Source organism: Jannaschia helgolandensis, from assembly GCF_900109285.1.
GTDB lineage: Bacteria > Pseudomonadota > Alphaproteobacteria > Rhodobacterales > Rhodobacteraceae > Jannaschia > Jannaschia helgolandensis.
On record NZ_FNZQ01000002.1, the window covers coordinates 169,352 to 192,766 of the forward strand.

At 60.7% G+C, this 23,415-nt stretch carries 19 protein-coding genes; 7 read left to right on the forward strand and 12 right to left on the reverse strand.

What is annotated here, in order from left to right; translation table 11 throughout:
* Positions 1–23 precede the first annotated feature (23 nt).
* Together alaS and recA are read right to left on the reverse strand one after the other, a co-directional pair.
* On the reverse strand, positions 24–2,672 hold the full coding sequence (gene alaS / locus BMY38_RS07850; RefSeq protein WP_092761597.1) for an alanine--tRNA ligase: 2,649 nt from the start codon (positions 2,670–2,672) through the stop codon (positions 24–26).
* A gap of 144 nt (positions 2,673–2,816) precedes the next feature.
* Positions 2,817–3,899: a recombinase RecA gene (recA, locus tag BMY38_RS07855; RefSeq protein WP_092762005.1), complete on the reverse strand. Its 1,083-nt coding sequence runs from the start codon at positions 3,897–3,899 to the stop codon at positions 2,817–2,819.
* A gap of 178 nt (positions 3,900–4,077) precedes the next feature.
* Here recA and BMY38_RS07860 point away from each other — a divergent pair, with 178 nt between their 5' ends.
* A complete protein-coding gene (locus tag BMY38_RS07860) occupies positions 4,078–4,656 on the forward strand; it encodes a gamma-glutamyl kinase (RefSeq protein WP_092761599.1) in 579 nt (192 codons plus the stop codon).
* Between the two features lie 34 nt (positions 4,657–4,690).
* Here the strand turns inward: BMY38_RS07860 and BMY38_RS18380 are convergent, their stop codons facing one another.
* The 5 genes from BMY38_RS18380 to BMY38_RS07880 form a co-directional block, all read right to left on the reverse strand.
* Positions 4,691–7,252, reverse strand: a complete 2,562-nt coding sequence (locus BMY38_RS18380) for an ATP-binding protein (protein ID WP_175495805.1) — start codon at positions 7,250–7,252, stop codon at positions 4,691–4,693.
* Positions 7,253–7,465: 213 nt separating this feature from the next.
* Entirely contained in the window at positions 7,466–8,638 is a 1,173-nt protein-coding gene (locus BMY38_RS07870; protein WP_092761601.1) for an RsmB/NOP family class I SAM-dependent RNA methyltransferase, read from the reverse strand.
* 36 nt (positions 8,639–8,674) lie between these two features.
* The gene (gene guaB, locus BMY38_RS07875; protein WP_092761603.1) at positions 8,675–10,120 is read right to left on the reverse strand and encodes an IMP dehydrogenase; all 1,446 of its coding nucleotides are present in this window, start codon (positions 10,118–10,120) and stop codon (positions 8,675–8,677) included.
* 70 nt (positions 10,121–10,190) lie between these two features.
* Positions 10,191–10,361, reverse strand: a complete 171-nt coding sequence (locus tag BMY38_RS18080) for a hypothetical protein (protein WP_175495806.1) — start codon at positions 10,359–10,361, stop codon at positions 10,191–10,193.
* 178 nt (positions 10,362–10,539) lie between these two features.
* The gene (locus BMY38_RS07880) at positions 10,540–11,376 is read right to left on the reverse strand and encodes a universal stress protein (RefSeq protein ID WP_092761605.1); all 837 of its coding nucleotides are present in this window, start codon (positions 11,374–11,376) and stop codon (positions 10,540–10,542) included.
* 150 nt (positions 11,377–11,526) lie between these two features.
* On the opposite strand from BMY38_RS07880, the gene thrS reads away from it, so the two are divergent.
* The gene (gene thrS, locus BMY38_RS07885; RefSeq protein ID WP_092761607.1) at positions 11,527–13,479 is read left to right on the forward strand and encodes a threonine--tRNA ligase; all 1,953 of its coding nucleotides are present in this window, start codon (positions 11,527–11,529) and stop codon (positions 13,477–13,479) included.
* Between the two features lie 295 nt (positions 13,480–13,774).
* Here thrS and BMY38_RS07890 read toward each other — a convergent pair whose 3' ends face one another.
* Both BMY38_RS07890 and BMY38_RS07895 read right to left on the reverse strand, forming a co-directional pair.
* Positions 13,775–14,860, reverse strand: coding sequence for a histidine kinase dimerization/phosphoacceptor domain -containing protein (locus BMY38_RS07890; RefSeq protein WP_175495807.1), 1,086 nt, complete (start codon positions 14,858–14,860; stop codon positions 13,775–13,777).
* A gap of 206 nt (positions 14,861–15,066) precedes the next feature.
* Entirely contained in the window at positions 15,067–16,620 is a 1,554-nt protein-coding gene (locus BMY38_RS07895) for a bifunctional metallophosphatase/5'-nucleotidase (protein ID WP_092761611.1), read from the reverse strand.
* A 116-nt stretch (positions 16,621–16,736) separates the two neighbouring features.
* On the opposite strand from BMY38_RS07895, the gene BMY38_RS07900 reads away from it, so the two are divergent.
* Positions 16,737–17,072, forward strand: coding sequence for a DUF952 domain-containing protein (locus BMY38_RS07900; protein WP_092762007.1), 336 nt, complete (start codon positions 16,737–16,739; stop codon positions 17,070–17,072).
* Positions 17,069–18,121 (forward strand): quinone-dependent dihydroorotate dehydrogenase, encoded by a 1,053-nt coding sequence (locus tag BMY38_RS07905; RefSeq protein WP_092761613.1) that lies wholly within the window; start codon positions 17,069–17,071, stop codon positions 18,119–18,121. The genes BMY38_RS07900 and BMY38_RS07905 overlap by 4 nt, the downstream gene beginning before the upstream one ends.
* Here BMY38_RS07905 and BMY38_RS07910 read toward each other — a convergent pair.
* From BMY38_RS07910 to BMY38_RS07920, 3 genes are read right to left on the reverse strand one after another with little or no spacing between them, the layout of a single operon-like run.
* A complete protein-coding gene (locus BMY38_RS07910) occupies positions 18,118–19,470 on the reverse strand; it encodes an MATE family efflux transporter (protein ID WP_245737545.1) in 1,353 nt (450 codons plus the stop codon). The genes BMY38_RS07905 and BMY38_RS07910 overlap by 4 nt on opposite strands.
* On the reverse strand, positions 19,467–19,979 hold the full coding sequence (locus BMY38_RS07915; RefSeq protein WP_092761615.1) for a PaaI family thioesterase: 513 nt from the start codon (positions 19,977–19,979) through the stop codon (positions 19,467–19,469). The genes BMY38_RS07910 and BMY38_RS07915 overlap by 4 nt, the downstream gene beginning before the upstream one ends.
* The gene (locus tag BMY38_RS07920; protein ID WP_092761617.1) at positions 19,976–20,431 is read right to left on the reverse strand and encodes a PaaI family thioesterase; all 456 of its coding nucleotides are present in this window, start codon (positions 20,429–20,431) and stop codon (positions 19,976–19,978) included. The genes BMY38_RS07915 and BMY38_RS07920 overlap by 4 nt, the downstream gene beginning before the upstream one ends.
* 125 nt (positions 20,432–20,556) lie before the next feature.
* Between BMY38_RS07920 and BMY38_RS07925 the strand changes: the two genes are divergently transcribed.
* The 3 genes from BMY38_RS07925 to BMY38_RS07935 all read left to right on the forward strand — a co-directional run bounded on the left by BMY38_RS07925 (position 20,557) and on the right by BMY38_RS07935 (position 23,396).
* Positions 20,557–20,934 (forward strand): MerR family transcriptional regulator, encoded by a 378-nt coding sequence (locus tag BMY38_RS07925; protein ID WP_092761619.1) that lies wholly within the window; start codon positions 20,557–20,559, stop codon positions 20,932–20,934.
* 234 nt (positions 20,935–21,168) lie between these two features.
* A complete protein-coding gene (locus BMY38_RS07930; RefSeq protein ID WP_092761621.1) occupies positions 21,169–21,564 on the forward strand; it encodes a MerR family transcriptional regulator in 396 nt (131 codons plus the stop codon).
* 53 nt (positions 21,565–21,617) lie between these two features.
* Entirely contained in the window at positions 21,618–23,396 is a 1,779-nt protein-coding gene (locus tag BMY38_RS07935) for an acyl-CoA dehydrogenase C-terminal domain-containing protein (RefSeq protein WP_092761623.1), read from the forward strand.
* Positions 23,397–23,415 lie beyond the last annotated feature (19 nt).

Consider the following 23,415-nt stretch of genomic DNA (forward strand, 5'->3'; position numbering starts at 1 on the left):
ATAATACCAACGTCATCCCCGCATCATACCTTCGATAACGCCTCCCGAACCGCCGACAATGCAGCATCGGCCTGAGCGATATTCGCGCCCCCGCCCTGTGCCATCTCAGGACGTCCGCCACCACCGCGACCGCCAAGCGCCTCGACCGCGGTTTTTACCAGATCGACCGCGGACACCCGCTCCGTCAGGTCCCTGGTGACGCCCACCGCCACCGCAGGCTTGGCCCCCGTATCCGCAATATAAACGATCACACCGGACCCGAGCGCCGCTTTCTGCGCATCGATCATCGGTCCGAGATCCTTGCCCGAGACGCCGGAAACAACCTGAAGAACGGTCTTCATGCCATTGATTTCAATTGCCTCAGCACCCTCGCCCATCGACAGTTCTCGTCGTAGCTGTGCGACTTCATTTTGCAATGCCTTGCGTTCGTCCATCAAAGCCTTGACCCTTGTGCCAACCTCATCGGGCTGCGCCTTCAACAGATTGGCCAGTTCCGACATACGACGGTCCTGCGCCTGCAGATGATCCATCGCCGCCTGCCCGGTCAGCGCCTCGATACGGCGCACGCCCGCGCTGACAGCCTGATCGCCCAACGTAACAAACGCCCCTATTTCGCCGGTATTGCGAACATGTGTGCCACCGCACAGTTCGATCGAGTAGGTCCGCATATCGCTGCCTTTGCCGGTGTCATCCCTCGACCCCATCGAAACAACGCGGACTTCGTCGCCGTATTTCTCACCGAACAAGGCCTGCGCCCCCAGATCGCGGGCGGCATCCGGTTCCATGATCCGGGTCGAAACTTCGGAGTTCTGGCGGATGAACGAATTCACTTCGGCTTCGACCTGAGCAAGTTGCTCCGCTGTGACGGCGTGCCCGTGACTGAAATCAAAGCGCAGACGATCTGAATCATTCAGCGATCCACGCTGAGCGACATGATCGCCAAGGGCTCTGCGCAATGCCTCATGCAGCAGGTGTGTCGCCGAATGGTTCGCCCGGATCGAACTTCGACGGGCATTGTCGACCGTCAGTTCCGCAGATTGACCCGGCCTGATCTCGCCTTCGTCGATCTGCGCGATATGCATGAAAACGCCTGCGGATTTCCGCGTGTCAGTAATGGTTGCGCGCCCTGTTTCCGTTTTCAGGACGCCTGCATCGCCGATCTGACCACCTGATTCAGCGTAAAACGGCGTCTGATTGACCACGATGCTGACCGCATCACCGGCGCGCACCATATCAACCGCCGCCCCATCCGAGACGAGGGCAAGCACCTGACCTTCGGCGACTTCTGTGTCGTAGCCCAGGAACTCCGTCGTTCCGTACCTGTCCGCCAGGTCGAACCAGATCGCCGCATCCGCCTGTTCGCCCGAGCCGGACCAAGCAGCCCGCGCCCGCGTCTTTTGCTCGGCCATAGCCAAGTCGAATCCATCGCTGTCGACAGACAGACCCTTTTCGCGCAGGGCATCCTGCGTCAGGTCCAGCGGAAACCCGTAGGTATCGTAGAGTTTGAACGCCGACGCACCGTCCAGGACGCCTCCTTCGGGCAGCGCCTGGACCTGATCCTCAAGAAGCCGCAACCCCCGATCCAGCGTTGTGCGAAACCGCTCCTCCTCGCCGCGCAATGTCTCCTCGATCATTGACTGCGCGCGCGTCAATTCAGAATAATGCTGTCCCATCTGCGTGACCAGCGCGGGCACCAGACGATGCATCAACGGATCCTTCGCGCCTGCCTGATGCGCATGCCGCATGGCGCGCCGCATGATCCTGCGAAGAACATAGCCGCGCCCCTCGTTCGACGGCATCACGCCATCGGCGATCAGGAACGACGTTGACCGCAGGTGGTCGGCAATAACCCTGTGATGCACATTTTCAGGGCCATCGGGATCGGTCGACGTGGCCTGGGCCGACGCTTCGATCAGGGCGCGCATAAGGTCGGTGTCGTAGTTGTCATGCTTGCCCTGCAGCAGCGCGCCTATCCGCTCCAGCCCCATTCCGGTGTCGATCGACTGCATGTCTAGGGGGCGCATCGTGCCATCCTCAAACTGCTCGTTCTGCATGAAGACAAGGTTCCATATCTCGATGAAACGATCGCCGTCTTCGTCTGGAGTGCCTGGCGGACCACCCGGAATATGCTCGCCGTGATCGTAGAAAATCTCGGTGCAGGGTCCGCAAGGCCCCGTCGGCCCCATACGCCAGAAGTTGTCGTCGGTGGCAATGCGGATGATCCGCTCATCCGGCAGGCCCGCGACCTTCTTCCAGATCGCCGCGGCTTCGTCATCCGTATGATAGACCGTGACCAGCAGGCGGTTCGGATCTATGCCGAACTCCCTGGTCAGCAACTCCCACGCGAAATGGATCGCATCGGATTTGAAGTAATCTCCAAAACTGAAATTGCCCAGCATTTCGAAGAACGTATGATGGCGCGCGGTATAGCCGACGTTATCCAGATCATTATGTTTGCCACCAGCGCGAACGCATTTCTGGCTGCTCGTCGCGCGATCGTAACTGCGGCTTTCGACGCCGGTGAAGACGTTCTTAAACTGGACCATCCCTGAATTGACGAACATCAGCGTAGGATCGTTGCGCGGCACAAGCGGCGAACTGGCAACCTTTTCATGACCGTTCTTGGCGAAATAATCCAGGAATGTCGTGCGGATGTCATTCAAGCTGGCCATGATCTTCCCTCTGGTACCTTGCGTGTCCGTCCTAGCCCTGGCTCATCCTGTCGACAAGCCAATCCCAATCCCGCGTGTGGAAAGGGCCGCCCTTTCGGACGACCCTTCCCTGATCACGCCACCCGGCGGGACATTCCAGAACCATCAATCGTCGAGGATCTCGTCCCGGATCTCGGTCTTGTCCGCTTCGCCCATTTGAAAATCCAGTCCGTGCGCCGCGCGGATCTTGTCTTCGATTTCGGTAGCAATCGACGGATTGTCTTTGAGAAACTGCTTGGAATTCTCACGTCCCTGCCCGATCCGGTCATCGCCGTAACTGTACCAGGCACCGGATTTCTCAACCACACCGGCCTTGACGCCCAGATCGATCAACTCGCCGGTCTTGGATATTCCCTCGCCATACATGATGTCGAATTCGACGACCTTGAATGGTGGCGCGACCTTGTTCTTGACCACCTTTACCTTGGTGGTGTTGCCAACAATTTCGTCCCGGTCCTTTACAGCACCGATCCGGCGGATATCCAGGCGGACAGATGCATAGAATTTCAATGCGTTGCCACCCGTTGTCGTCTCCGGTGAGCCGAACATGACACCGATCTTCATCCGGATCTGGTTGATGAAGATGACCATGCATTTGGATCGGTTAATCGATCCGGTCAGTTTCCGCATCGCCTGACTCATCAAGCGCGCATGTACGCCGACCGAGCTGTCGCCCATGTCGCCCTCGAGTTCGGATTTCGGTATTAAAGCGGCCACCGAGTCGACCACCACCATACTCACCGCGCCCGAACGGACCAAGGTATCGACAATCTCTAGTGCTTGCTCGCCCGTGTCAGGCTGCGAAATCAACAATTCGTTCAGATCGACGCCAAGCTTCTTGGCATATTGCGGGTCAAGCGCATGTTCCGCATCGACGAATGCACAGACACCGCCGTTCTTTTGCTCTTCCGCGACTGCGTGCAGGGTCAGCGTCGTCTTGCCGGAGCTTTCCGGGCCATAGATTTCGATGATCCGGCCCTTCGGCAGACCGCCGATACCAAGCGCGATATCGAGGCCGAGCGACCCCGTCGACGTCGCTTCGATGTCGGGCATCTGGTTCTGCCCGCCCAATTTCATAATGGACCCCTTACCGAACTGACGTTCGATTTGGGCCAAGGCGCTGTCGAGCGCCTTCTGCTTGTCCGCGCTACGTTTGTCAGCCATGTCGAGTAGGTTCGCCGTTGCCATGATTTCGGCCCTTGTTGCATGCTGCCGCAGGCGCGGCAATCTGGTTATCGTTCACGTCTTGTTCCCTGAATGATATGGAACATATACGGAACAGTTACAAGCCCTTTGGACTTGCCCCATCGTGGCGACACAGGGTTAAAGAAGCGTTACCGGCAATTTTGCCAACCCGGAGGACGAGATGCTCATATTCTGGAAGGCCAGGCTGGCAATTCTTGCGGTGCCCAAAACCGGGACGACGGCGCTGGAGTTAGCACTTGCTCCGCATGCTGACGCAGCAATACTCAATCCACCGGGTCTGAAGCATTGCACTGTAAAAAAGTATCGCCGGGAATTGGCCGGTTTCTTCGAACAAAAGGGGAAGCGTCCGCTCGAGTTGCTGGCAGTGATGCGCGAACCCGTCTCTTGGCTTGGTAGCTGGTATCGCTATCGGTCGCGGCCGGGCCTGTCCGGACAACCCAACTCGACGGCAGGAATAAGTTTCGACAGTTTCGTCGCCTCCTATCTAGCCGATCCGCAGCCACCTTTCGCTCGCGTCGGATCGCAAGCACAGTTTCTGGACGGTGGCGTGGACCATCTGTTTCGTCACGGCGACACCGATGGGCTGCTACGCTTTCTAGAAGGCCGCATCGGGATGAAAATCGACCTCGAAAAAACGAATGTCTCGCCCGGAGGAGATCTCGATCTGTCTGACGAAATGCATTCAAGATTGAAGAGCGAACGCGTCAAAGACTTCGATATCTGGGATGGAATCGGCTAGGATACGCGATGGAAAAAACCCGACCCAAAAGCTATTACAAAAGCGCGCGTTCGACCGTCCGCGTCAGATCCGAGAGCGAGAAGGGTTTGGGCAAAAATACGGAATTGGGGACAGGGACGCTGGTTTCGGACAGTGCATCCTGAGTATATCCGGACATGAAAACAGTTCGCACATCCGGTCTCATCTTCATCGCCTCGCGTACCCAGCTGGGTCCATCCAGTCCGGGCATCATTACGTCCGTGACGAAGAGATCGACCAGAAGGTTGCGATCTGACAATTGTGCTAGTGCGGATTCGGCGTCTTCCGCCTCCATCACCTCATATCCGCGCAATCGTAACGCGCGGGACGCAAAGGCGCGAACGGGGGCCTCATCCTCGACAAGGAGAACAACCGGCTTGGTGGGCTGAAGATCGCACTTGTCGACATCGGATGAGACCTTGGACTCTGCCTGTTTGCCAGCAAATGGCAACGTCTTCGGCTCGTCGACAGCATCAGGTGGTGTCGGGTGCGACAACGGATCAGATCGTGAAGTTTCCAGAACGCCGCGCAGCATGGCCGACATTTCGCCTTCCCCCTCCGCCGGTTTCGGGGCATCGACGACTTCCCCATCGAATGCGCTATCGCTTATGGTGGATATGGAACCATCAGGGTCGTTTCCAACTTCGCCATCGTCCCTCGCCCCATCCGAGCTATGGTGGGTGGATGTCTTAATGGTTTGAGTAAGATCGGAAACAGGCTCGGGGACAGGCAGTTGGTCGAGTGCGCGGTCAACCGGTGCGGCGGTCGCGTCAGGGAGGTCTGGCGCTTCGACAAGTTCCGCTTCGGCGGCATCGGTCAGCGCCGGAAAATACAGGCTGAAACGGGTGCCCTGCCCCGGCGTGCTGTCGGCAAAAATGTAACCGCCCGATTGCTTGACGATCCCGTAGGCCATGCTCAGCCCCAGGCCTGTTCCTTCGCCGGGACGTTTGGTCGTGAAAAACGGCTCGAAAATGCGGGAAAGGTTATCGATTGTTATACCGGTTCCCTCATCCGTCACGCTGACGATTACATATTGACCCGATGGAACGGAGACTCGATCCCTTAACAGAGGAGCAGGAAGATATCTGCACTCCGTCTCGATCAGGATCTCGCCGCCGTCTGGCATCGCATCACGCGCATTGACCACGAGGTTCATCAGAACCTGTTCAAGTTGCCGCCTGTCTCCCCGGATCGGAATCAGCGCAGGATCGTGCTCAAGCCGCAGAATTACGCGATCGCCGACCAAGCGGTTCAGCAAATGCGCAAGATCTCCCAGCGTATCCCGAAGGTCGATAGGACGCATCTCCAGCGTCTGCTTGCGGGAAAATGCCAGCAGCTGACCGACCAGAGCGGCTGCGCGATTGGCGTTTTGCGTGATCTGAGTCAGATCTGCGTGATCCTCATCGCCTTCGCCATGCCGCAACATGAGAAGGTCGCAATGACCCGATATGGCGGTCAGCAGATTGTTGAAATCATGAGCGACGCCGCCGGCCAGCTGACCGATCGCCTGCATTTTCTGGCTTTGGACGAATTGCGCTTCCAGAGTCTTGAGTTCGGTCGCATCGTTGAGAACCGCCAGAAGCCCACCTTCGCCATCGCCAAGCGGACGACCGAGCGTGATCTGAAGATAGGTCTCGACCTCGGCACCGGTCACGCGGACGACCTCGGCGCGGTAAAGACCGCGACCGGCCGCCGCTTCGCTGACCCATTCGCGGACACTGCGGCCCAATCCCTCGACCAACGCTGCAAGCCTGCTTTCGGTCCCCGTGTTCGTCGCAGGCAGGAGTTCACGGGCCTGCCGGTTCGCAAAGGCCACCCTCCCGCTGCTGTCCAACCGCAACAGCGCGACCGGCAGAGCATCGAGCGCGACCTGACCATCCGTACTATCGCCGGAGGGCAGAACGAAAACCTCTTGCCGACCGTTCACAGGCGCGGACAAAACGACCCGCACGCTTTCAGCGCCATTCTTGGCAACAAGGCGGTTCAGTCCGCCGTTGACCAACGGAACTTCTTCGAACAGGTCGCGCAAACGTTTGACCCGCCGGCCAGCGGCAGTGCGGAGAACTTCGTTCATATAAAGAATCGTGCCGGAGGGTCCGAATGTCAGCATCGGAAGACCGATACCGTCCGCAGACCGGGGTGGCCGATCGACCAGATCCTCCAGTCGCCAGAGATGCCCGCCCGGAATCCGGTGGACTGCAACGCGAACATGACCTCTTCGGGTCACGACATCTTCGCGCGCAGCTTTCTCGTCTATGGCGGCACTGCGCAGCCGGTGCACCACAGCATCGGGATTGGCGAAGAGCGGTTCGAGCGCGCGAGTCATTGTGCCGCCGTCCTGAACGCCGAACCGCTCCGTCGCAGCGCGGTTCTGCGCGAAAATTGCCCCGATCTCGTCCGTGCAGAAGCCGGGCGCGCTGTCATATTCGAGAAATTCCATCACGATCCGAAGTCGGCGATGCGATATCCATGCCATGATCCATGTCGCGACATGCAGTGCGGCGACGATTGTAGTCAATGCCATCGCTGCCGTGAGAAACAGCGCATTCGGCATCGCGCCAGCTGAAACGAATGCCATCGCAACTGCGCCCACTGCAACAACGAGAAGGACAATCGATCCGGTGCGAAGCCTTCGTAGGAGTATTGTCGTCTCGCCCAAGCCCTCGCCTCCGGACCGATCCCCGCAAGGAGCGGTCACCCTAGAATCGTTCTCACGCTTTTTATGGCCGCAAAAGTATTAAGACGCTCTTAACGACACCGCCCGATCCATAGCATGATCGTGATCCGACCCCTAGCTTTCACGCTTGAGAAGACAAACGTGAAAGCCGTCGTGACCACCGTCGACTGGCAGGCTGGACCATTGGTCACCAATGGCGACATCACGATGGCGGTTCAGCGCTGACACCGCACGATCGGCATTTTCGCGCGCCAGAATGGAACAGGTCATGTAGGCGATCCATCCTCCCGGGCGCGTCAGGGCGATCGCCCGGTCCAGGATGGCGTCCTGCGTTTGCGTCAGCTCGGTCAGGCGGGCCTCGGTCAGTCGCCATTTGGCGTCGGGTGCACGGCGCCAGCTGCCGCTACCGGAACAGGGAACATCCGCGACCACACCATCGAAGGGCGCTGCACCTTCCGGGGCCGTGATCTGACTGATCCGCGCACCGGCACGTGCGGTGCGGGCGGGCAGATCGCGCATCCGGGCCGGATCCGCGTCATGGGCGAAAACCTGTTCCGGACCCCTTGCTGCAAGGGCAAGTGCCTTACCTCCGCCGCCGGCACAGAGATCCAGTATCCGCGCATCAGGCGATACCGGGATGCGGTCAACAAGGGCCTGAGACCCGGCGTCCTGTAACTCCCATAAACCGTCCCTGAACGACGGCAGAGCGGTCAGACCACGCGGTGTGCCGGTCAGGCGGATAGCCGTGGGCGACGCCGCGTCCGGTTCGGCTGCCACGCCTTCCTCGGATAATTTCGCGAGCAGGTCCTGCCGCGTGATACGGGCAATGTTGGCGCGCAGAAAGACTGGCGCGCGGGTACGCAGGGCAAGGGCCACATGCTCGGCGGCACTGCCCAGATCGGCGCGCAGGATCGGCAAAAGCCAATCGGGCATATCGAGGCGGACGGCATCGGGTGCGGGGCCAAGATCGACAGGCGGAGATATCGGCTCCGGCGCATGGCCTTGTCCATTGAAAATGGACTTAACGTCAACGTCTTCACCGATCAAACGCCCTGCCATGATCGCGCGCGCGATACCTGGCGCAATCTCCGCCTCTCCGCCAATCCACGCCGATGACCGCAATGTGCGAAGCGCGTCGAATACGTGGTCCCGAACCGCCGTGCGGTCCTTCGACCCGGCGTAGCGACTGCCGCGCGCCCAGACCGTCAGCTCCCGCTCGGCCGCGCCACCGTCGAGGATACGGTCCAATATCTCGATTGCGGCCTGAACGCGCGCGCCGGGGGTCACGCGCCATACCTTGGGTCAGTCATGTCAGGCCGCCTCTCAGGAGCGATAGTTCGGGCTTTCCCGGGTGATCTGGACATCATGGACATGGCTTTCCTTCAGCCCGGCGCCGGTAATCTTGACGAAGGTACAACCGCCCCGCATCTCGGCCACCGTAGCACATCCGGTGTAGCCCATGGCCGCACGCAAACCGCCGACCAACTGATGCACCACCGCCCCGGCACTGCCCTTGTAGGGCACCTGCCCCTCGATCCCTTCGGGAACCAGTTTGTCCGACGCCGCGTCTTTTTGAAAATACCGATCCGCCGAGCCGCGCGCCATGGCACCCAGCGACCCCATCCCACGATATGATTTGAACGTCCGACCCTGATACAAAACCACTTCGCCGGGCGATTCATCCGTGCCCGCGATCATGCTGCCAACCATGGCGCAGGATGCCCCGGCGGCTATGGCCTTGGCGAAATCGCCGGAAAACTTGATGCCACCATCCGCGATCACCGGCACGTCGCCTGCGGCCGCGGCGGCATCCATGATGGCGGTCAGTTGCGGCACGCCGACACCCGCGACAATGCGGGTGGTGCAGATCGATCCCGGCCCGATGCCGACCTTGACCGCATCCGCGCCCGCGTCGATCAGGGCGCGTGTCCCCTCGGTGGTCGCCACGTTGCCCGCGACGACCTGCACCTTGTTGGACAACCGTTTGATACGGTCGACGGCGATGCCGACGCCTTCGGAATGGCCGTGCGCGGTGTCGACCACGATCAGGTCGCAGCCGGCATCTATCAACGCCTCGGACCGTTCGAACCCGGCATCGCCGACAGTTGTCGCGGCAGCAACGCGCAAACGGCCCAGAGAATCCTTGCACGCCTGCGGGTTCAGCACCGCCTGTTCGATATCCTTGATCGTCAAAAGGCCAGTCAAATGGCCCTTCTCGTTAACTACGAGCAGCTTCTCGATACGGCGGGCCTGCATCATCGAACGCGCCGCATTCAGGTCGGCGGGTTCGCGCAGGATTGCCAGATTGTCTGCGGTCATCATCGTCGACACCGGTGTCGAGTCATCGACAGCAAACCGCATGTCACGGTTGGTCACGATACCCAGCACGCGGCCCTTGTCATCAACGACGGGAAAACCGGTGACGCGATATTTTTCCTGTAAGGCCTTGGCATCGGCCAGTGTCTGATCGGGACGCAAGGTAATGGGGTTGTAGACGACGCCACTTTCGAACCGCTTGACGCGGCGCACTTCCTGCTGCTGGTCGTCGAGGTCCAGATTGCGATGAATCACGCCCATGCCGCCCGCCTGCGCCATGGCGATGGCCATGCGCGCCTCTGTCACGGTATCCATTGCGGACGACAGTAGCGGGATGTTCAGGGCAATAGATTTAGTGACGAACGTGCGTGTATCCGCAGTGCCGGGCAGCACCTTGCTGGCACCGGGAACAAGCAGAACATCATCGAAGGTCAGGGCCTCGCGAATCTCCATCGGGGGTCTCCGTTGGCGGGTATCGGTTGGCGCTTTCCTGTTTCACGGGCGGGGGCCGAGGGCAAGTCCGTCAGTCGTGATGGTGACCCATTCGCTTCTTGAAATCGGGCACGAAGATGCACTTCAGAAAATCGGGACGCATCAAGAAGGTCATCCCACTGGAACCAATACCCATCAACCCCAAACGGGCCGTCAGTGTCATTGCGTCAGGCATAGCCTTGAGGTCGAAGCCGACGGCCAACACCTCATACCCGATCTTAAGAAGATGACCCCGGTCTATCTTTCCAGATGTGAATTAAGTTTGACATCCGACGTCACTCTGAAGTCGGGAGAGCACAACTTCTTCTGATGACAAACGGCCCCCCGTAGTGATGCGGCAGCCTTTCGCTGTTCTGCGAGAGGCTGCCATTCGTCAAAAATCAAAGCGGCGGCGCGATCAGCACGTCGCAGGGCGCATTCAGCGCCACGTCCTCGGCCGTCGACCCAAGAAGGATACGGGCCAGCCCGGTGCGCGCGTGTCGCCCCATTGCCAGAAGGTCGGCGCCATGCTCCGCCGCGTATCGGCGCAGAACATGCCCCGCCGGACCTATGATCACATCCGTCGCGGGCGGCGTGCCGTCCTGCACCATCTCCATTGCCGCGCGCTGCAGTTTCGACCGCAGACGATCGAGGGCTTCCGCCGGAATCGTACCGCCCGTCTCGAACCCATAGGGCGTGCCAGCAACCGGGTCCTGCCACGCATGGATCAGCGTCATCGCGGCCGATGGCGCGAAATCCTGCACTGCTTTCGCTGCAGCCTCGCCGGCCGGGGAAAAATCCCAGCCGATCGTAACGGTTTCATATGTACCCTCCGGTCGACCAACGGCGACGAGAACCGGCACATCGACACTGCGCAACAGCCGCGACAGCGTTGGTGCGCCGAAGACATCCGCCAGGCCCCGACGCCGATGGCTGCCGACAACCAAAAGGTCGATATCCCGTTCGCGCATCAATTTGGGCAAAAGGCTATCGAGATGGCCGGCCTCTACGTCCAGGGACGGTGACAGGTCGGCGAGCGCGGGGTTTTCGGCCACCATGGCCGACAGCGTCGCCTCCACCTCGGTGGTCTGGGCAAGCAACATCGCACCGGGCAAGTCTTCATCTATGACGTGAATAATGTGCAGCGCGGCCCCCGTGTCGCGGGCCAGATGTGCGGCGCGCAGCACGGCGCGGTCAGACCGCGCGCTTAGATCGGTAGCGGCAAGAATTGTTTTCATCGGAACCTCCTGTTCGATGGGATGGCTACACCCTGCGGCCTTCGACTAGCCGGACGCCTTGACGTGGAACAAACCCGCCGCCAAAAGCGCCCCATCATACCCGCAATCGGGCGTTCCGTGGGCGCCAAAACGACGGAGGACTCAGATAAGATGTCCCAGATCACCCTTACCTTCCCCGATGGTAACACACGTGACGTCCCCATCGGGACGACACCCGCACAGGTAGCCGAAAGCATCAGCAAGTCCCTGTCGAAAAAGGCCATCAGCGCCCAGGTCGACGGCGCGCACTGGGATCTGGCATGGCCGATCGAAGCGGATGCGAAAATCTCTATCAACACAATGCAGGACGACGACGCCGCGCTGGAGCTGATCCGCCACGATCTTGCGCATATCATGGCGCGCGCCGTGCAAACGATCTGGCCTGACGCAAAGGTCACCATAGGCCCGGTCCGCGATTTCGGCTGGTTCTACGATTTCGACCGAGCGGAACCTTTCACACCCGAAGATCTGGGTGCGATAGAAGCCGAAATGAAACGTATCATCGCCGCGCGCGAGACGGTTCGCACTGAAGTCTGGGACCGTGAGCGGGCGCGCAAGCACTATGCCGATTCCGGCGAGTCCTTCAAGGTGGAGCTTCTGGACCGAATTCCGGGCGATGAGCCGATCCGGATGTACTGGCATGGCGAATGGCAGGACCTTTGCCGCGGCCCGCACCTGCAGCATACCGGCCAGATCCCTGCGGATGCTTTCAAATTGACGCGCGTGTCCTCGGCCTACTGGCTGGGCGACAACACCCGCCCGCAGTTGCAGCGCATCTATGGCATCGCGTTCCGCAACCGCGACGATCTGAAAATGCACCTCAAGTTCCTGGAGGAGGCCGAGGCCCGCGACCACCGCCGCCTGGGCCGCGAAATGGACCTGTATCACATGCAGGAAGAAGCGCCGGGCCAGGTATTCTGGCACCCCAACGGCTGGACAATTTACACCACGTTGCAGGACTACATGCGGCGGCGGCAGCGCCGCGGTGGCTATGTCGAAGTGAACACACCGCAGGTCGTCGACCGCAAATTGTGGGAAGCCTCGGGCCACTGGGACAAGTATCAGGACCACATGTTCATCGTCGAGGTAGACGAAGAACACGCCCGCGAAAAGGCGATCAACGCGCTCAAGCCGATGAACTGTCCCTGCCATGTGCAGGTCTTCAACCAAGGCCTGAAATCGTATCGTGACCTGCCGCTCAGGATGGCGGAATTCGGGTCTTGTGCGCGGTACGAGCCGTCGGGCGCGCTGCACGGCATCATGCGGGTACGCGGCTTCACGCAGGACGATGGTCACATCTTCTGCACCGAGGATCAGATTCAGGCGGAGTGCACCGCCTTCATCAATTTCCTGTCCGAAACCTATCGCGATCTGGGCTTCGAGACATTCGACATCGCTTTCGCCACCCGTCCTGAAAAACGCGTCGGCAGCGACGAGAGCTGGGATCACGTCGAAGGCGCACTGGAGGCGGCGATCAAGTCGACTGGCAACCCCTACCGCGTGGAGGAAGGCGACGGGGCGTTCTATGGCCCGAAACTGGATTTCTATCTGACCGATGCCATCGGACGCGTCTGGCAATGCGGCACCTTTCAGGTCGATCCGAACCTGCCTGAGCGTCTGGGGGCCAGCTATATCGGCGAAGACGGCAACAAGCACCGTCCCTATATGCTGCATCGCGCGGCGCTGGGGTCGTTTGAACGGTTCATCGGCATCCTGATCGAAAACTCCGCAGGCAAGCTGCCGTTCTGGCTGGCACCGCGGCAGGTCGTCGTCGCTTCCATCGTCTCGGAGGCGGACGATTACGTGGCGGAAGTCGTGGAGGCCCTGACCAAGGCTGGCGTTCGGGCCGAAGCCGACATCCGCAACGAGAAAATCAACTACAAGGTCCGCGAACATTCGTTGGGCAAGGTTCCCGCGATTCTCGCCATAGGACGGCAAGAGGTCGAGGATCGCACTGTCACCCTGCGCCGCCTGGGCGAAAAGGCCACGCAGGTGATTTCGTTGGACGAAGTGACGTCTGCCTTGTCGGCGGAGGCGACGCCTCCGGACCTGCGACAAAAGTGATCGTTTCCGAAATCGGGACAATTCCATGACCACACGGAATTGTCCTGACTTCACCCCACCATTGCCCCAATCACGCCACATTTCACCTGCATAAATAAGATCAAGGCGACGATCCGGTTGGGGTTGATCAAAATCCTCCCCCCTTGCGGTCCCCCGGTCGGGTCGATTGTCTTATCTCTCTCCCTGAAGATTGGTCGGCCCGCGTATTGCGCGGGTCGCTCCATGCAGAAAATCCGCATTTCGCAGGCCTATTTCGCTGAATGACTGCCATGCATCTGCATCCCGGCTCGGGCTGTCAGTCGACTGTGACCGGAAACTCGATTTCGGTGCGATATCCATCCGGTGACGGGAAAGTCCGCAGCAAGCCTTCGAGCTGCGCGGCCGAGGCTTCCATGATGCGTTGGCCGAGGCCGGGCTCCGATGCGTCGACGGATCCGACCCCGTCATCGGCACATGCGATGGCATATCGCCCCGCATTGGTTTTCTGGCCGCTCAGGACAATCCGCCCGGTCCGCCCATCGGGAAAGGCGTGCTTGCAGGCATTTGAAATCATCTCATTGATCAGAACGCCCAGTGCGGACGCGCGTCGCGCGATCAGGGCCACGGAATCGAAATGTACTTCGATTTCCACACCCGGAGGGGACATATCGCGCAGGTGGCTGGCCACCCGCTCCAGATAGTTCGTAACCTCGATCGGCTCGTCCGGATTGTCGGATCGATAAAGATCGTTATGAAGTTCCACCATCACGCTGATCCGCTTTTCAACGGACAGCATCGCCTCGCGCACTTCGGGCGTGGCGCTGCGGGCGGCCATGCGCGTCATTGCCGCGACATTGGCCAGACTGTTCTTGACGCGGTGGTCAACTTCCCGGCGCATGGCATCCTGCTGTCGCAGCGCCTCATGCAATTCCAGACGCTGCATGACCTGATTGGCCAGGATCCTCAGCGCGCGGCGTTCGGCATCGCCCAGACGACGGGGACGCCGATCCAGCACGCACAACGAACCCAGCGGGATGCCCGCCTTTGTGGTGATCTGAGCACCTGCGTAAAACAAGATCGGATCGGGACCGGTGACTAGCGGATTATCCCGCGTCCGGATATCTACCCTCGTATCCGGAATCTCAAGAATTTCCTCCTGAAGGATGGCATGACTGCACATTGAAGATTCCAAATTGGTTCCATGGAAATCCAACCCACAAACAGCTTCAAATTTCTGATCGTCGGCATGCACGATAGAGACAAGGGCAATCGGGCAATTCGACATCTGCGCCGCCAGCTCGACGATGCCATCGAAGGCCCCCCCATGGGCTTGGGTGCCCAGATCATAACGGCGAATCGCAGCAAGCCGCTCTTTCTGATGGGGATGAATTGGGGCAAGCATCGGCAACTTCCTTAAAATCGCGATCGGCCTGATCGTGATCATTATTGAACAAGTATCAAAAAATACGCTTCTAATATGTAATGTTATTCTTCCGATGTCTGCAATCGAAGTATCCTGCCTGCATCATAATCGAAAGGGGCGAGGAGTTTTCCTCGCCCCGATAATAATTTCCACGCATCGATCAGAGGTGCCTGAAAATCGCTATGTCATTTCGCTACGATGCGATCATCGGTGAACGGCGTATACGGGCCATTCTGGATCAGGTATTCCGCCGTGACTTCAGCAAGATCAGGGCCGAAATCGTAAGCGTCTGCTGCAGATTTGAACATCTCATATCCATCACCGCCATTTCTGACGTAGTTATTTGACACGACGCCATAGGTCTTGGCGGGGTCGAGCGGTACTCCGCCGATCAAGACATCGCTGACACGGCTGCCGGGGTCGGCACTCGCGTCGAAGGCGAACGACATTCCCGACACCTGCGGGAATCGGCCTCCGCCCTCCTCGACCTGGCTGACGCCGTTTTCCAGCGCAGCCAGAAGCGTCGCGCCGTCCACGCGGAATGTCGACAGCGTGTTCTGGAACGGCAGCACCGTCAGGACTTCGCCCATAGTTACGTCGCCCGCATCAATCGAGGCGCGGATACCGCCCCCGTTCTGGATCGCGACGTCGATGCCCTGGTCCTTGACACGGTCCAGCATCGCGTCGGCGATCAGAACGCCCATTTCGCAAACCTCCGCGCGACAGAATGTGCGGTCGCCTTCAATCGCCTGATCGATCTGGGCAACCACCTTGGACCGGATCTCCTCCAGCGGGGCTGCCATTTCGGCGATGCGCGCCACGGTTGCCGCATCTTCTTCAACAGACGCGTCGATCAGGACCGGCACGCCCTCGGCTGCGGTGACATTGCCGTCGTCGTCGAACGTTACGTTCAACTCGCCCAGGTACTTGCCGTAGGCATAGGCAGAAACGATGGCCGTCTGGCCCACCATAGTGGGATAAGGCCCTTCGGAACGCTCCATGCTTCCCAGCAGGGTGTTCGAATGGCCGCCGACGATGACGTCGACGCCGGTCGTGCCTTCTGCAACAGCCTGATCGACGCCATAGCCCGAATGGCTCAGCACGATGATCTTGTTCACGCCCTCGGCGGTCAGCTTGTCGACCTCTTCCTGAATTGCCGCAATCGGGTCGCTGAATGTGACATTATCACCGGGCGATGCCAATTCGTCGGTGTCCTGCGGTGTCAGGCCGATCAGGCCGATCTTCTCGCCGCTCCGTTCGATCACTGTCGATTTGGCCAGTTTGTCGGCCAACAGCGGTTCGCCCGAGACATCGGCATTCGACATCAGGATCGGAAAATCGATGGCCGTCATGAAGGACGCCAGCACTTCGGGGCCGTCGTCGAACTCGTGGTTGCCGACCGTCATGCCGTCATAGCCCAGCATGTTCATCATCTCGGCCGCTAGCTTACCTTTGTAATAGGTATAGAACAGCGTGCCCTGAAACTGATCACCGGCATCCACCAGAATCGTATTGTCTGACCTGGCGCGTGCTGCCTCGACGGCGTTTACCATACGGGCCGTGCCGCCGAAGCATTCGCCCGCGGTGTTGTCTTCCGCAGCACAGGGACCGTCGTATTTGCTGATCGGCTCAAAGCGAGCGTGAACGTCGTTGGTGTGAAGAATTGTCAGCGAATACTCGGCGCTGGCCATGCCAGTGGTCAACGCGAGCGCCGCCGTTGCTGTCAGAATACGTCTCATCGGTCTAACCCCCTAGGTTGGATATCGTCGATGTTGGGCAGCTAGCGGGCCATTGTCAAAGCGATATGAACGCGGCGCGGCTTGACGTGACAGAACCGCACGGGCATCCCGGCGCAATGATCTACAAATTGTTCCGAACGCCCGAATGGCAGGCCCTCCGCGCGGAGGGGTCATCCACGGGCGCGCCGATTGATCTCTCCGATGGCTTCATCCATTTCTCGACAGCGGAGCAAGTCGCCGAAACCGCCGTCAAACACTTTGCCGGGGTCGAAGGTCTGTGGCTGATCGGCGTCGAGGATGCCGTCGTCGCCGATAACCTGCACTGGGAGATCTCGCGCGGCGGCGCGAAATTTCCGCACCTCTATGCGCCGTTGCGCCTGGATCAAGTTGCCTGGGCGCAGCCGCTGCCGATGGTCGGCGGCGTTCACGTCTTCCCTGCAGGCCTGATGTGATCGAAGCGGCGGGCCTTGCCCTGATGCACCGTTTCGACCCGGAACGTGCGCACCGGTTGGCCCTGTCGGCACTGAACTCCGGGCTGGGGCCGCGCGGCGGGCCGGTCACGTCCCCCCGCCTGGCGACAACACTGGCGGGGATGGATCTGCCGAACCCTATCGGGCTGGCTGCCGGGTTCGACAAGAATGCCACCGCCCTGCATGCCCTGTCGCGCTGCGCATTCGGCTGGCTGGAGGTCGGGGCCGCCACGCCTCACCCGCAACCCGGCAACCCCCGGCCGCGCCTGTTCCGCCTGACCGAGGACGGGGCGGCAATCAACCGCTTTGGCTTTAACAATGACGGTGCAGCGATCATCGCCGACCGGCTGGCGAAACGACCTGAGGGCGCGGTCGTCGGCCTGAACCTTGGTGCGAACAAGGACAGTGACGACCGTGCAGATGATTTCGTAAAGGTCCTAGCGCATTGCGACAGGCACATCGATTTCGCGACCGTCAATGTCAGCAGCCCGAACACTGAACGGCTGCGCGACCTTCAGGGCAAGGCCGCACTGGCGGGCATTCTGGACCGGGTTTGCGCACAACGCGACGACCGGGGGCTGGATACGGCGATCTTCCTCAAGATCGCGCCCGATCTGGACGCCGCCGCGTTGGAGGATATCGCAGAGGTCGCGCTGAGCTCCGGCGTGAACGGCATCATCGCGACCAACACAACGCTGGCCCGCGACGGTCTGCACAGCGTCCACGCTTCGCAAACCGGTGGCCTGTCCGGTGCGCCGCTGTTCGATGCCTCGACCCGAATCCTGGCCCGCCTGTCGGTGTTGACGAACGGTAAACTGCCGCTGGTGGGCGTTGGCGGCATTGCCAGCGCCGACCAAGCCTATGCCAAGATCCGCGCAGGCGCGTCTGCCGTGCAGCTTTACACCGCGTTGGTTTATCACGGCATCAGTCTGCCCGCGCGTATCGCAAAAGGTCTCGACGATCTGTTGGCCCGCGACGGGTTCGCCAATGTCGCCGACGCCGTGGGTACCGACCGCGACCGCTGGCTCTAAGCCGCCCCGCCCGTCGCCGCCCGCTCCAGCCCCGGATATTTCCACCCCAGCGTCACGCCGCGCACTGCAAACGAGACCATCAGCGCCGCCCAGAGTCCGTGATTGTCCAGCCACGGCACCAGCACTGCCAAAGCCACCAGATAGACCCCAAAGCTCAATACCATCATGTTGCGCATGTCGCGCGTGCGGGTCGCGCCGATAAACACACCATCCAGCATCCATGATGCGAACCCGATCAAGGGTGCCGCGACCATCCACGGCAGATAGTCGCGCGCGACCTCCCGGACCTCGGTTGCCTTGGCCATCACGTCGACCAGCAGTCCGCCGAACACCGCGAACGCCAGCGCCAGAACTGCCACCGTCCCCAGCCCCCATGCACCGCACAGGACCACCGACCGCCGCAAGCGTCCCCTGTCGCCCGCACCGAAGAAACGCCCGACCAGCGCCTCGACCGCAAAGGCGAACCCGTCCAGCGCATAGGCCGTGATATACAGGAATTGCAGCAGCACCTGATTGGCCGCCAGCGTGACCGTCCCGAACAGGCCACCCATCAACAGAAACGACGCGAAGGTGATCTGCAACAGAACCGACCGGATCAGGATATCGGTGTTGACCGCCAGCATTCGCTTCAGACGCGCGGACTCGAATACCTGCACCCTGTCGCGCCAATCCGACCCGACGAAGGCATCCCGGCAGAACCATACCGCCAGCATCACGCCCGACCATTCCGCGATGAAAGTGGCCCAGGCGACCCCCTCGACGCCGAATCCCAGACCCAGCACGAACCAGACATCCAACGCGATATTCGCCCCGTTCATCGCCAGTTGGATCACCAGAACGGCGGCGGTGCGTTCCTGCGCGATCAACCAGCCGGTCAGGCCATATATCGCGATCGCCGCAGGGGCCGACCAGATGCGGACCTGCATATAGGATCGCGCCAGTCCCTCGACCTCCGCTGATGTGGGTGCCAGCCAGAACGCGCCTGTGAAAATTGCCCATTGAAGTGCGATCAGTCCCGCCCCCGCCACGGCGGCAATCAGCAGTGCCCGTGACAGCAGCGCGACCAATTCGGGACGGTCGCCCGCACCCAGGGCCTGCGCCGCCAGACCTGTGGTGCCCATCCGCAGGAACCCGAAAATCCAATAGACCGACGACAGGATGATCGCGCCCGCGCCCACGGCGGCAATCGGTGCGGCCTGCCCCAGTTGACCCACGACGCCGGTATCCACCGCGCCCAGAATCGGCACGGTGGCGTTCGACAGGACGACGGGTATGGCGACCTTCAGGATGCGGCGGCTCGACAGCGCCGCCTCGGGCCGCCCTTTCGTCAGGGGCACAGGGTCACTCACCCGTCCGGGTCCGTCCTCTGCGGCATGAGAAAATGGCCGGTGGCCTGCGCAAACAGACGCTCGCGATTGTCCTGCCAGCCTTCGACATGGACGCTGGCATATCGACGACCGGACCGGTTCAGGCGGGCGCGGGCATAGGCGTCACGGGGCAGCCCGGCGCGCAGGTAGTCGACAGAAAAGTCGATGGTCTTGGGCAGACGCGGCAGAGCGTCATGGGTCAGGCCCTCCGGTTCCAGCCGTCCGGCCTCTAGGTCGTCCCAGAGCATCGACCACGACAGGGTGACGATAGCCGTGACCTCGAGGAATGCCGCCGTCACACCGCCATGCAGTGCAGGCAGCGCAGGGTTGCCGATCAGCTTGGGGTCGTAATGCAGAACCCCGGTCAGCTCGTCGCCGCGCCGGTCGAAGGTGATATTCAGAAACTTGATATATGGCACGCCGTCGATCAGGCCACGCAGGGCGGAATCGCGTCGTTGCTTGACGACCTGAACGGGTTCCGGCGTCTTCATTTCGCCCGCGCCCGTTCCAGTGTAAAGGCTCCGTTGGCGACTGCGACGGGGCCCTTGTCGGTATCTTCGTCAAAGGCTTCGGCCCGAACGAAGGCGACAGACCGCGTGACATGATGACAAACGGCCCGCGCCGTGATCGTCTGGTGCGGCGTGGCTGCGCGCATATAGTCGATCCGCAGGTCCATGGTAGCCGTGGCAATGGGAGCGGTCGGATGGCTGAGGACAGCAGCACCCCCGGTCGTGTCCATCAGCGCGGAGACCGCACCGCCATGGATCACGCCGGTCAGCGGATCGCCGACAAGATCGGCGGCCCAGGGCATGGAGATCGCTGCCTCCCCCTCGCCCACCGACTCGACGGTCATCGACAGGGCGCGACAATGCGGCAAGGCGGAGATGAACTGATGCGCGGCCCTGATGCGTTTGGCGGCGGCTTCTGAGGTGTCGTCGGTCATGCCGCAGCCTTGCCGCGAAGCGTATCGACCTGCAAGCCCGTTTGGCGTCCGGCTAAGTGACCCGGCTGCTGGCCCGGATGGACAGAACGGTCCTGACCGTGCCAGACTGACGCAGGGAGGAATCGATGACGGAACGGCTGGATTTCAAACAGATGTGCGCTCGTTTCGACGTGACGCCCCGGACATTGCGTCACTACGAGTACATCGAACTTCTGTTCCCCGAGCGTGAAGGACGCGCGCGATATTATGGCGCGCGGGAAATCGCGCGAATGACGCTGATCCTTCGAGGTCGCAAATTCGGCTTTTCCCTCGAAGAAATCCGCCAATGGCTGGAACTGTATGACGCGGATCCCGAGGGACGCACACAGATGCAGGCCTGGATCAATCTTGCCGATGGCCAATTGGCCGAACTGGCCGACCGCAAGCGTCATCTCGACGAGGCCATCGCAGAACTTCAGGCTCTGCGGGATGGCGTAAACGCCGATCTGAAAACCAGGGACTGAACACAACCTCAAGGTGATTCATCTCCACCCGACGCAACCTCAGCGATCTGGCTCGCCCTATATTCAGTGTTGCACGTTATCCGCGCAGCGATTGACGCAAGCGATCCTTACGTCAACCCGATAAGTGACGTTACGTTCGGGTTACGTAAACGTCAGCCTGGGTTGTATCGCTATGGTCGGACCCGCATCTCGACTGCATCGCCATAAGTGGCACCGAGACAAGGATGGAAAGTAATGTCTGACGAACTGATGACGATCCGACAGATGTGTGACGCGTTCGACGTTACACCCCGGACGCTTCGCTTCTATGAGGCGAAAGAACTGATCAGTCCACAACGCGAAGGCCAGAAACGCTGGTTCACCCGCCGCGACCGGGCGCGCTTGAAATTGATCCTGCGCGGCAAGCGGTTCGGATTCTCCCTCGAGGATATCCGCCAGTTGCTGGATCTTTACGATCTGGACGACGGCCAGCTGACACAGGTTTCCCGCACCTACGAGATCGGTCACGAGCGTCTGGCAGCGATGACCGCCCAGCGCGATGAACTGAACACCGCCATCGCGGAGCTGTCGGAACAGCTGCGTTGGGGGGAGAAAATAATGAATCAGGCGCAGCCCCGAAAGTTTGGCTGACCGCGACCAACGGGGGCGCAGAGACGCCCCCGACGATTTGAGGAGGATCGAACATGCCCAGCTATATCGCACCCACCAAGGACATGCAGTTCGTGCTGCACGATGTTCTGAAGGCTTCAACGCAAGACATTTCAGGCTATGACGAGATCGACCGCGATTTCACCGGTGCCGTGCTGGAAGAAGCAGGGCGTATGGCGTCCGAAGTTCTGCACCCTCTCAACGTTGTCGGCGACCGCGAAGGCTGCGTTCTCGAGAATGGCGTCGTCCGCACGCCCACTGGGTTCAAGGCGGCTTTCGATCAGGTCCGCGATGGCGGCTGGACGGCACTGGATTGCGATACAGAATACGGCGGCCAGGGCCTGCCCTATCTTATGCACACCGCGGTGGGCGAGATCCTGTCCTCGTCCAACATGGCCTTCAACATGTACCAGGGCCTGACCCACGGTGCCTATTCCGCGATCCACGCCCACGGCACGGACGCTCAGAAGCAGAAATGGCTGCCCAAGCTGACCACCTGCGAATGGACCGGCACCATGAACCTGACGGAGCCGCATTGCGGCACCGACCTGGGACTGATGCGCACCAAGGCCGAACCGCATGACGATGGTTCTTACAAGATTACCGGCCAGAAGATATTCATCTCGGCGGGCGATCACGACATGGCGGACAATATCGTCCACCTCGTGCTGGCCAAGATCGCCGGCGGACCCGAGGGCATCAAAGGGGTGTCGCTGTTCATTGTCCCCAAGATCATGGTCGACGACGATGGCAATCTGGGCGCGCTTAACGACGTCTCGGTCGGCAAGATCGAGGAAAAGATGGGCATTCACGGCAATTCGACCTGCGTAATGAACTATGATGGCGCGACAGGCTATCTGTTGGGTGAGGCGCATAAAGGCATGCGCGCCATGTTCACGATGATGAACGAGGCGCGCCTCGGTGTCGGCCTGCAAGGCTATGCCCAGGCCGAAATCGCCTATCAGAACGCGCTGGCCTACGCGCTGGACCGCCTCCAGGGCCGCGACGTGACCGGCGTCAAGAACCCCGACGGCCCGGCCGATCCGCTGATCGTTCACCCCGACATCCGCCGCAACCTGATGGACCAGAAATCCTTCGTCGAAGGTGCGCGGGCCTTCGTATTCTGGGGCGCGATGATGATCGACCGCGCGCACCGCAACGAAGACAAGGACGCCGATGGCCTGATCTCTCTGCTGACGCCGGTCATTAAGGGTTTCCTGACCGACAAGGGCTATGAGATGGCCACCAATGCGCAGCAGGTCTATGGCGGTCACGGATATATCGAGGAATGGGGCATGTCGCAGTTTGTGCGCGACGCCCGCATCGCCCAGATCTACGAGGGCGCGAACGGTGTGCAGGCGCTGGATCTGGTCGGTCGCAAGCTGGCCCTCGATGGCGGCAAGCATGTCATGGCTTTCTTCGACATGGTCAAGACGTTCTGCAAGGACAACGCCGAGGACGAGACTCTCAAAGCGGGCTTCCTGGAACCGCTCAAGGCCGCATCCAAGGACCTTCAGGCGGCGGGCATGTACTTTATGCAGCAGGGCATGAAGAACCCGAACGCCGCGCTCTCGGGCAGCTATGATTTCATGCACCTTTTTGGCCACGTCTGCCTTGGCCTTATGTGGGCCCGCATGGCGCAGGCTGCCGGTTCAAAACTGGGCGAAGCAGGTGCGGATCGCGATTTCCTTGACGCAAAAATCGCCACGGGGCGCTACTACATGGCGCGTCAGCTTCCGGCGACGGGGATGCACCTTGCGCGCATCCAGACCGGGTCGGAGACGGTAATGGCGCTTGAACCCACGGCTTTTTAAGGCAAAACCACGGTCGGTC

Bases quoted from the DNA above. Each gene is read 5' to 3' on its own strand.
- BMY38_RS07930 (WP_092761621.1), top strand. From the start codon at position 21,169: ATGTCTGACGAACTGATGACGATCCGACAGATGTGTGACGCGTTCGAC.
- BMY38_RS07920 (WP_092761617.1), bottom strand. From the start codon at position 20,431: ATGACCGACGACACCTCAGAAGCCGCCGCCAAACGCATCAGGGCCGCG.
- BMY38_RS07900 (WP_092762007.1), top strand. From the start codon at position 16,737: ATGATCTACAAATTGTTCCGAACGCCCGAATGGCAGGCCCTCCGCGCG.
- BMY38_RS07895 (WP_092761611.1), bottom strand. From the start codon at position 16,620: ATGAGACGTATTCTGACAGCAACGGCGGCGCTCGCGTTGACCACTGGC.
- BMY38_RS07890 (WP_175495807.1), bottom strand. From the start codon at position 14,860: ATGCTTGCCCCAATTCATCCCCATCAGAAAGAGCGGCTTGCTGCGATT.
- guaB (WP_092761603.1), bottom strand. From the start codon at position 10,120: ATGGAGATTCGCGAGGCCCTGACCTTCGATGATGTTCTGCTTGTTCCC.
- BMY38_RS07860 (WP_092761599.1), top strand. From the start codon at position 4,078: ATGCTCATATTCTGGAAGGCCAGGCTGGCAATTCTTGCGGTGCCCAAA.
- BMY38_RS07915 (WP_092761615.1), bottom strand. From the start codon at position 19,979: ATGAAGACGCCGGAACCCGTTCAGGTCGTCAAGCAACGACGCGATTCC.
- recA (WP_092762005.1), bottom strand. From the start codon at position 3,899: ATGGCAACGGCGAACCTACTCGACATGGCTGACAAACGTAGCGCGGAC.
- BMY38_RS07925 (WP_092761619.1), top strand. From the start codon at position 20,557: ATGACGGAACGGCTGGATTTCAAACAGATGTGCGCTCGTTTCGACGTG.
- BMY38_RS18380 (WP_175495805.1), bottom strand. From the start codon at position 7,252: ATGGCATTCGTTTCAGCTGGCGCGATGCCGAATGCGCTGTTTCTCACG.
- BMY38_RS07880 (WP_092761605.1), bottom strand. From the start codon at position 11,376: ATGAAAACAATTCTTGCCGCTACCGATCTAAGCGCGCGGTCTGACCGC.
- thrS (WP_092761607.1), top strand. From the start codon at position 11,527: ATGTCCCAGATCACCCTTACCTTCCCCGATGGTAACACACGTGACGTC.
- BMY38_RS07935 (WP_092761623.1), top strand. From the start codon at position 21,618: ATGCCCAGCTATATCGCACCCACCAAGGACATGCAGTTCGTGCTGCAC.
- alaS (WP_092761597.1), bottom strand. From the start codon at position 2,672: ATGGCCAGCTTGAATGACATCCGCACGACATTCCTGGATTATTTCGCC.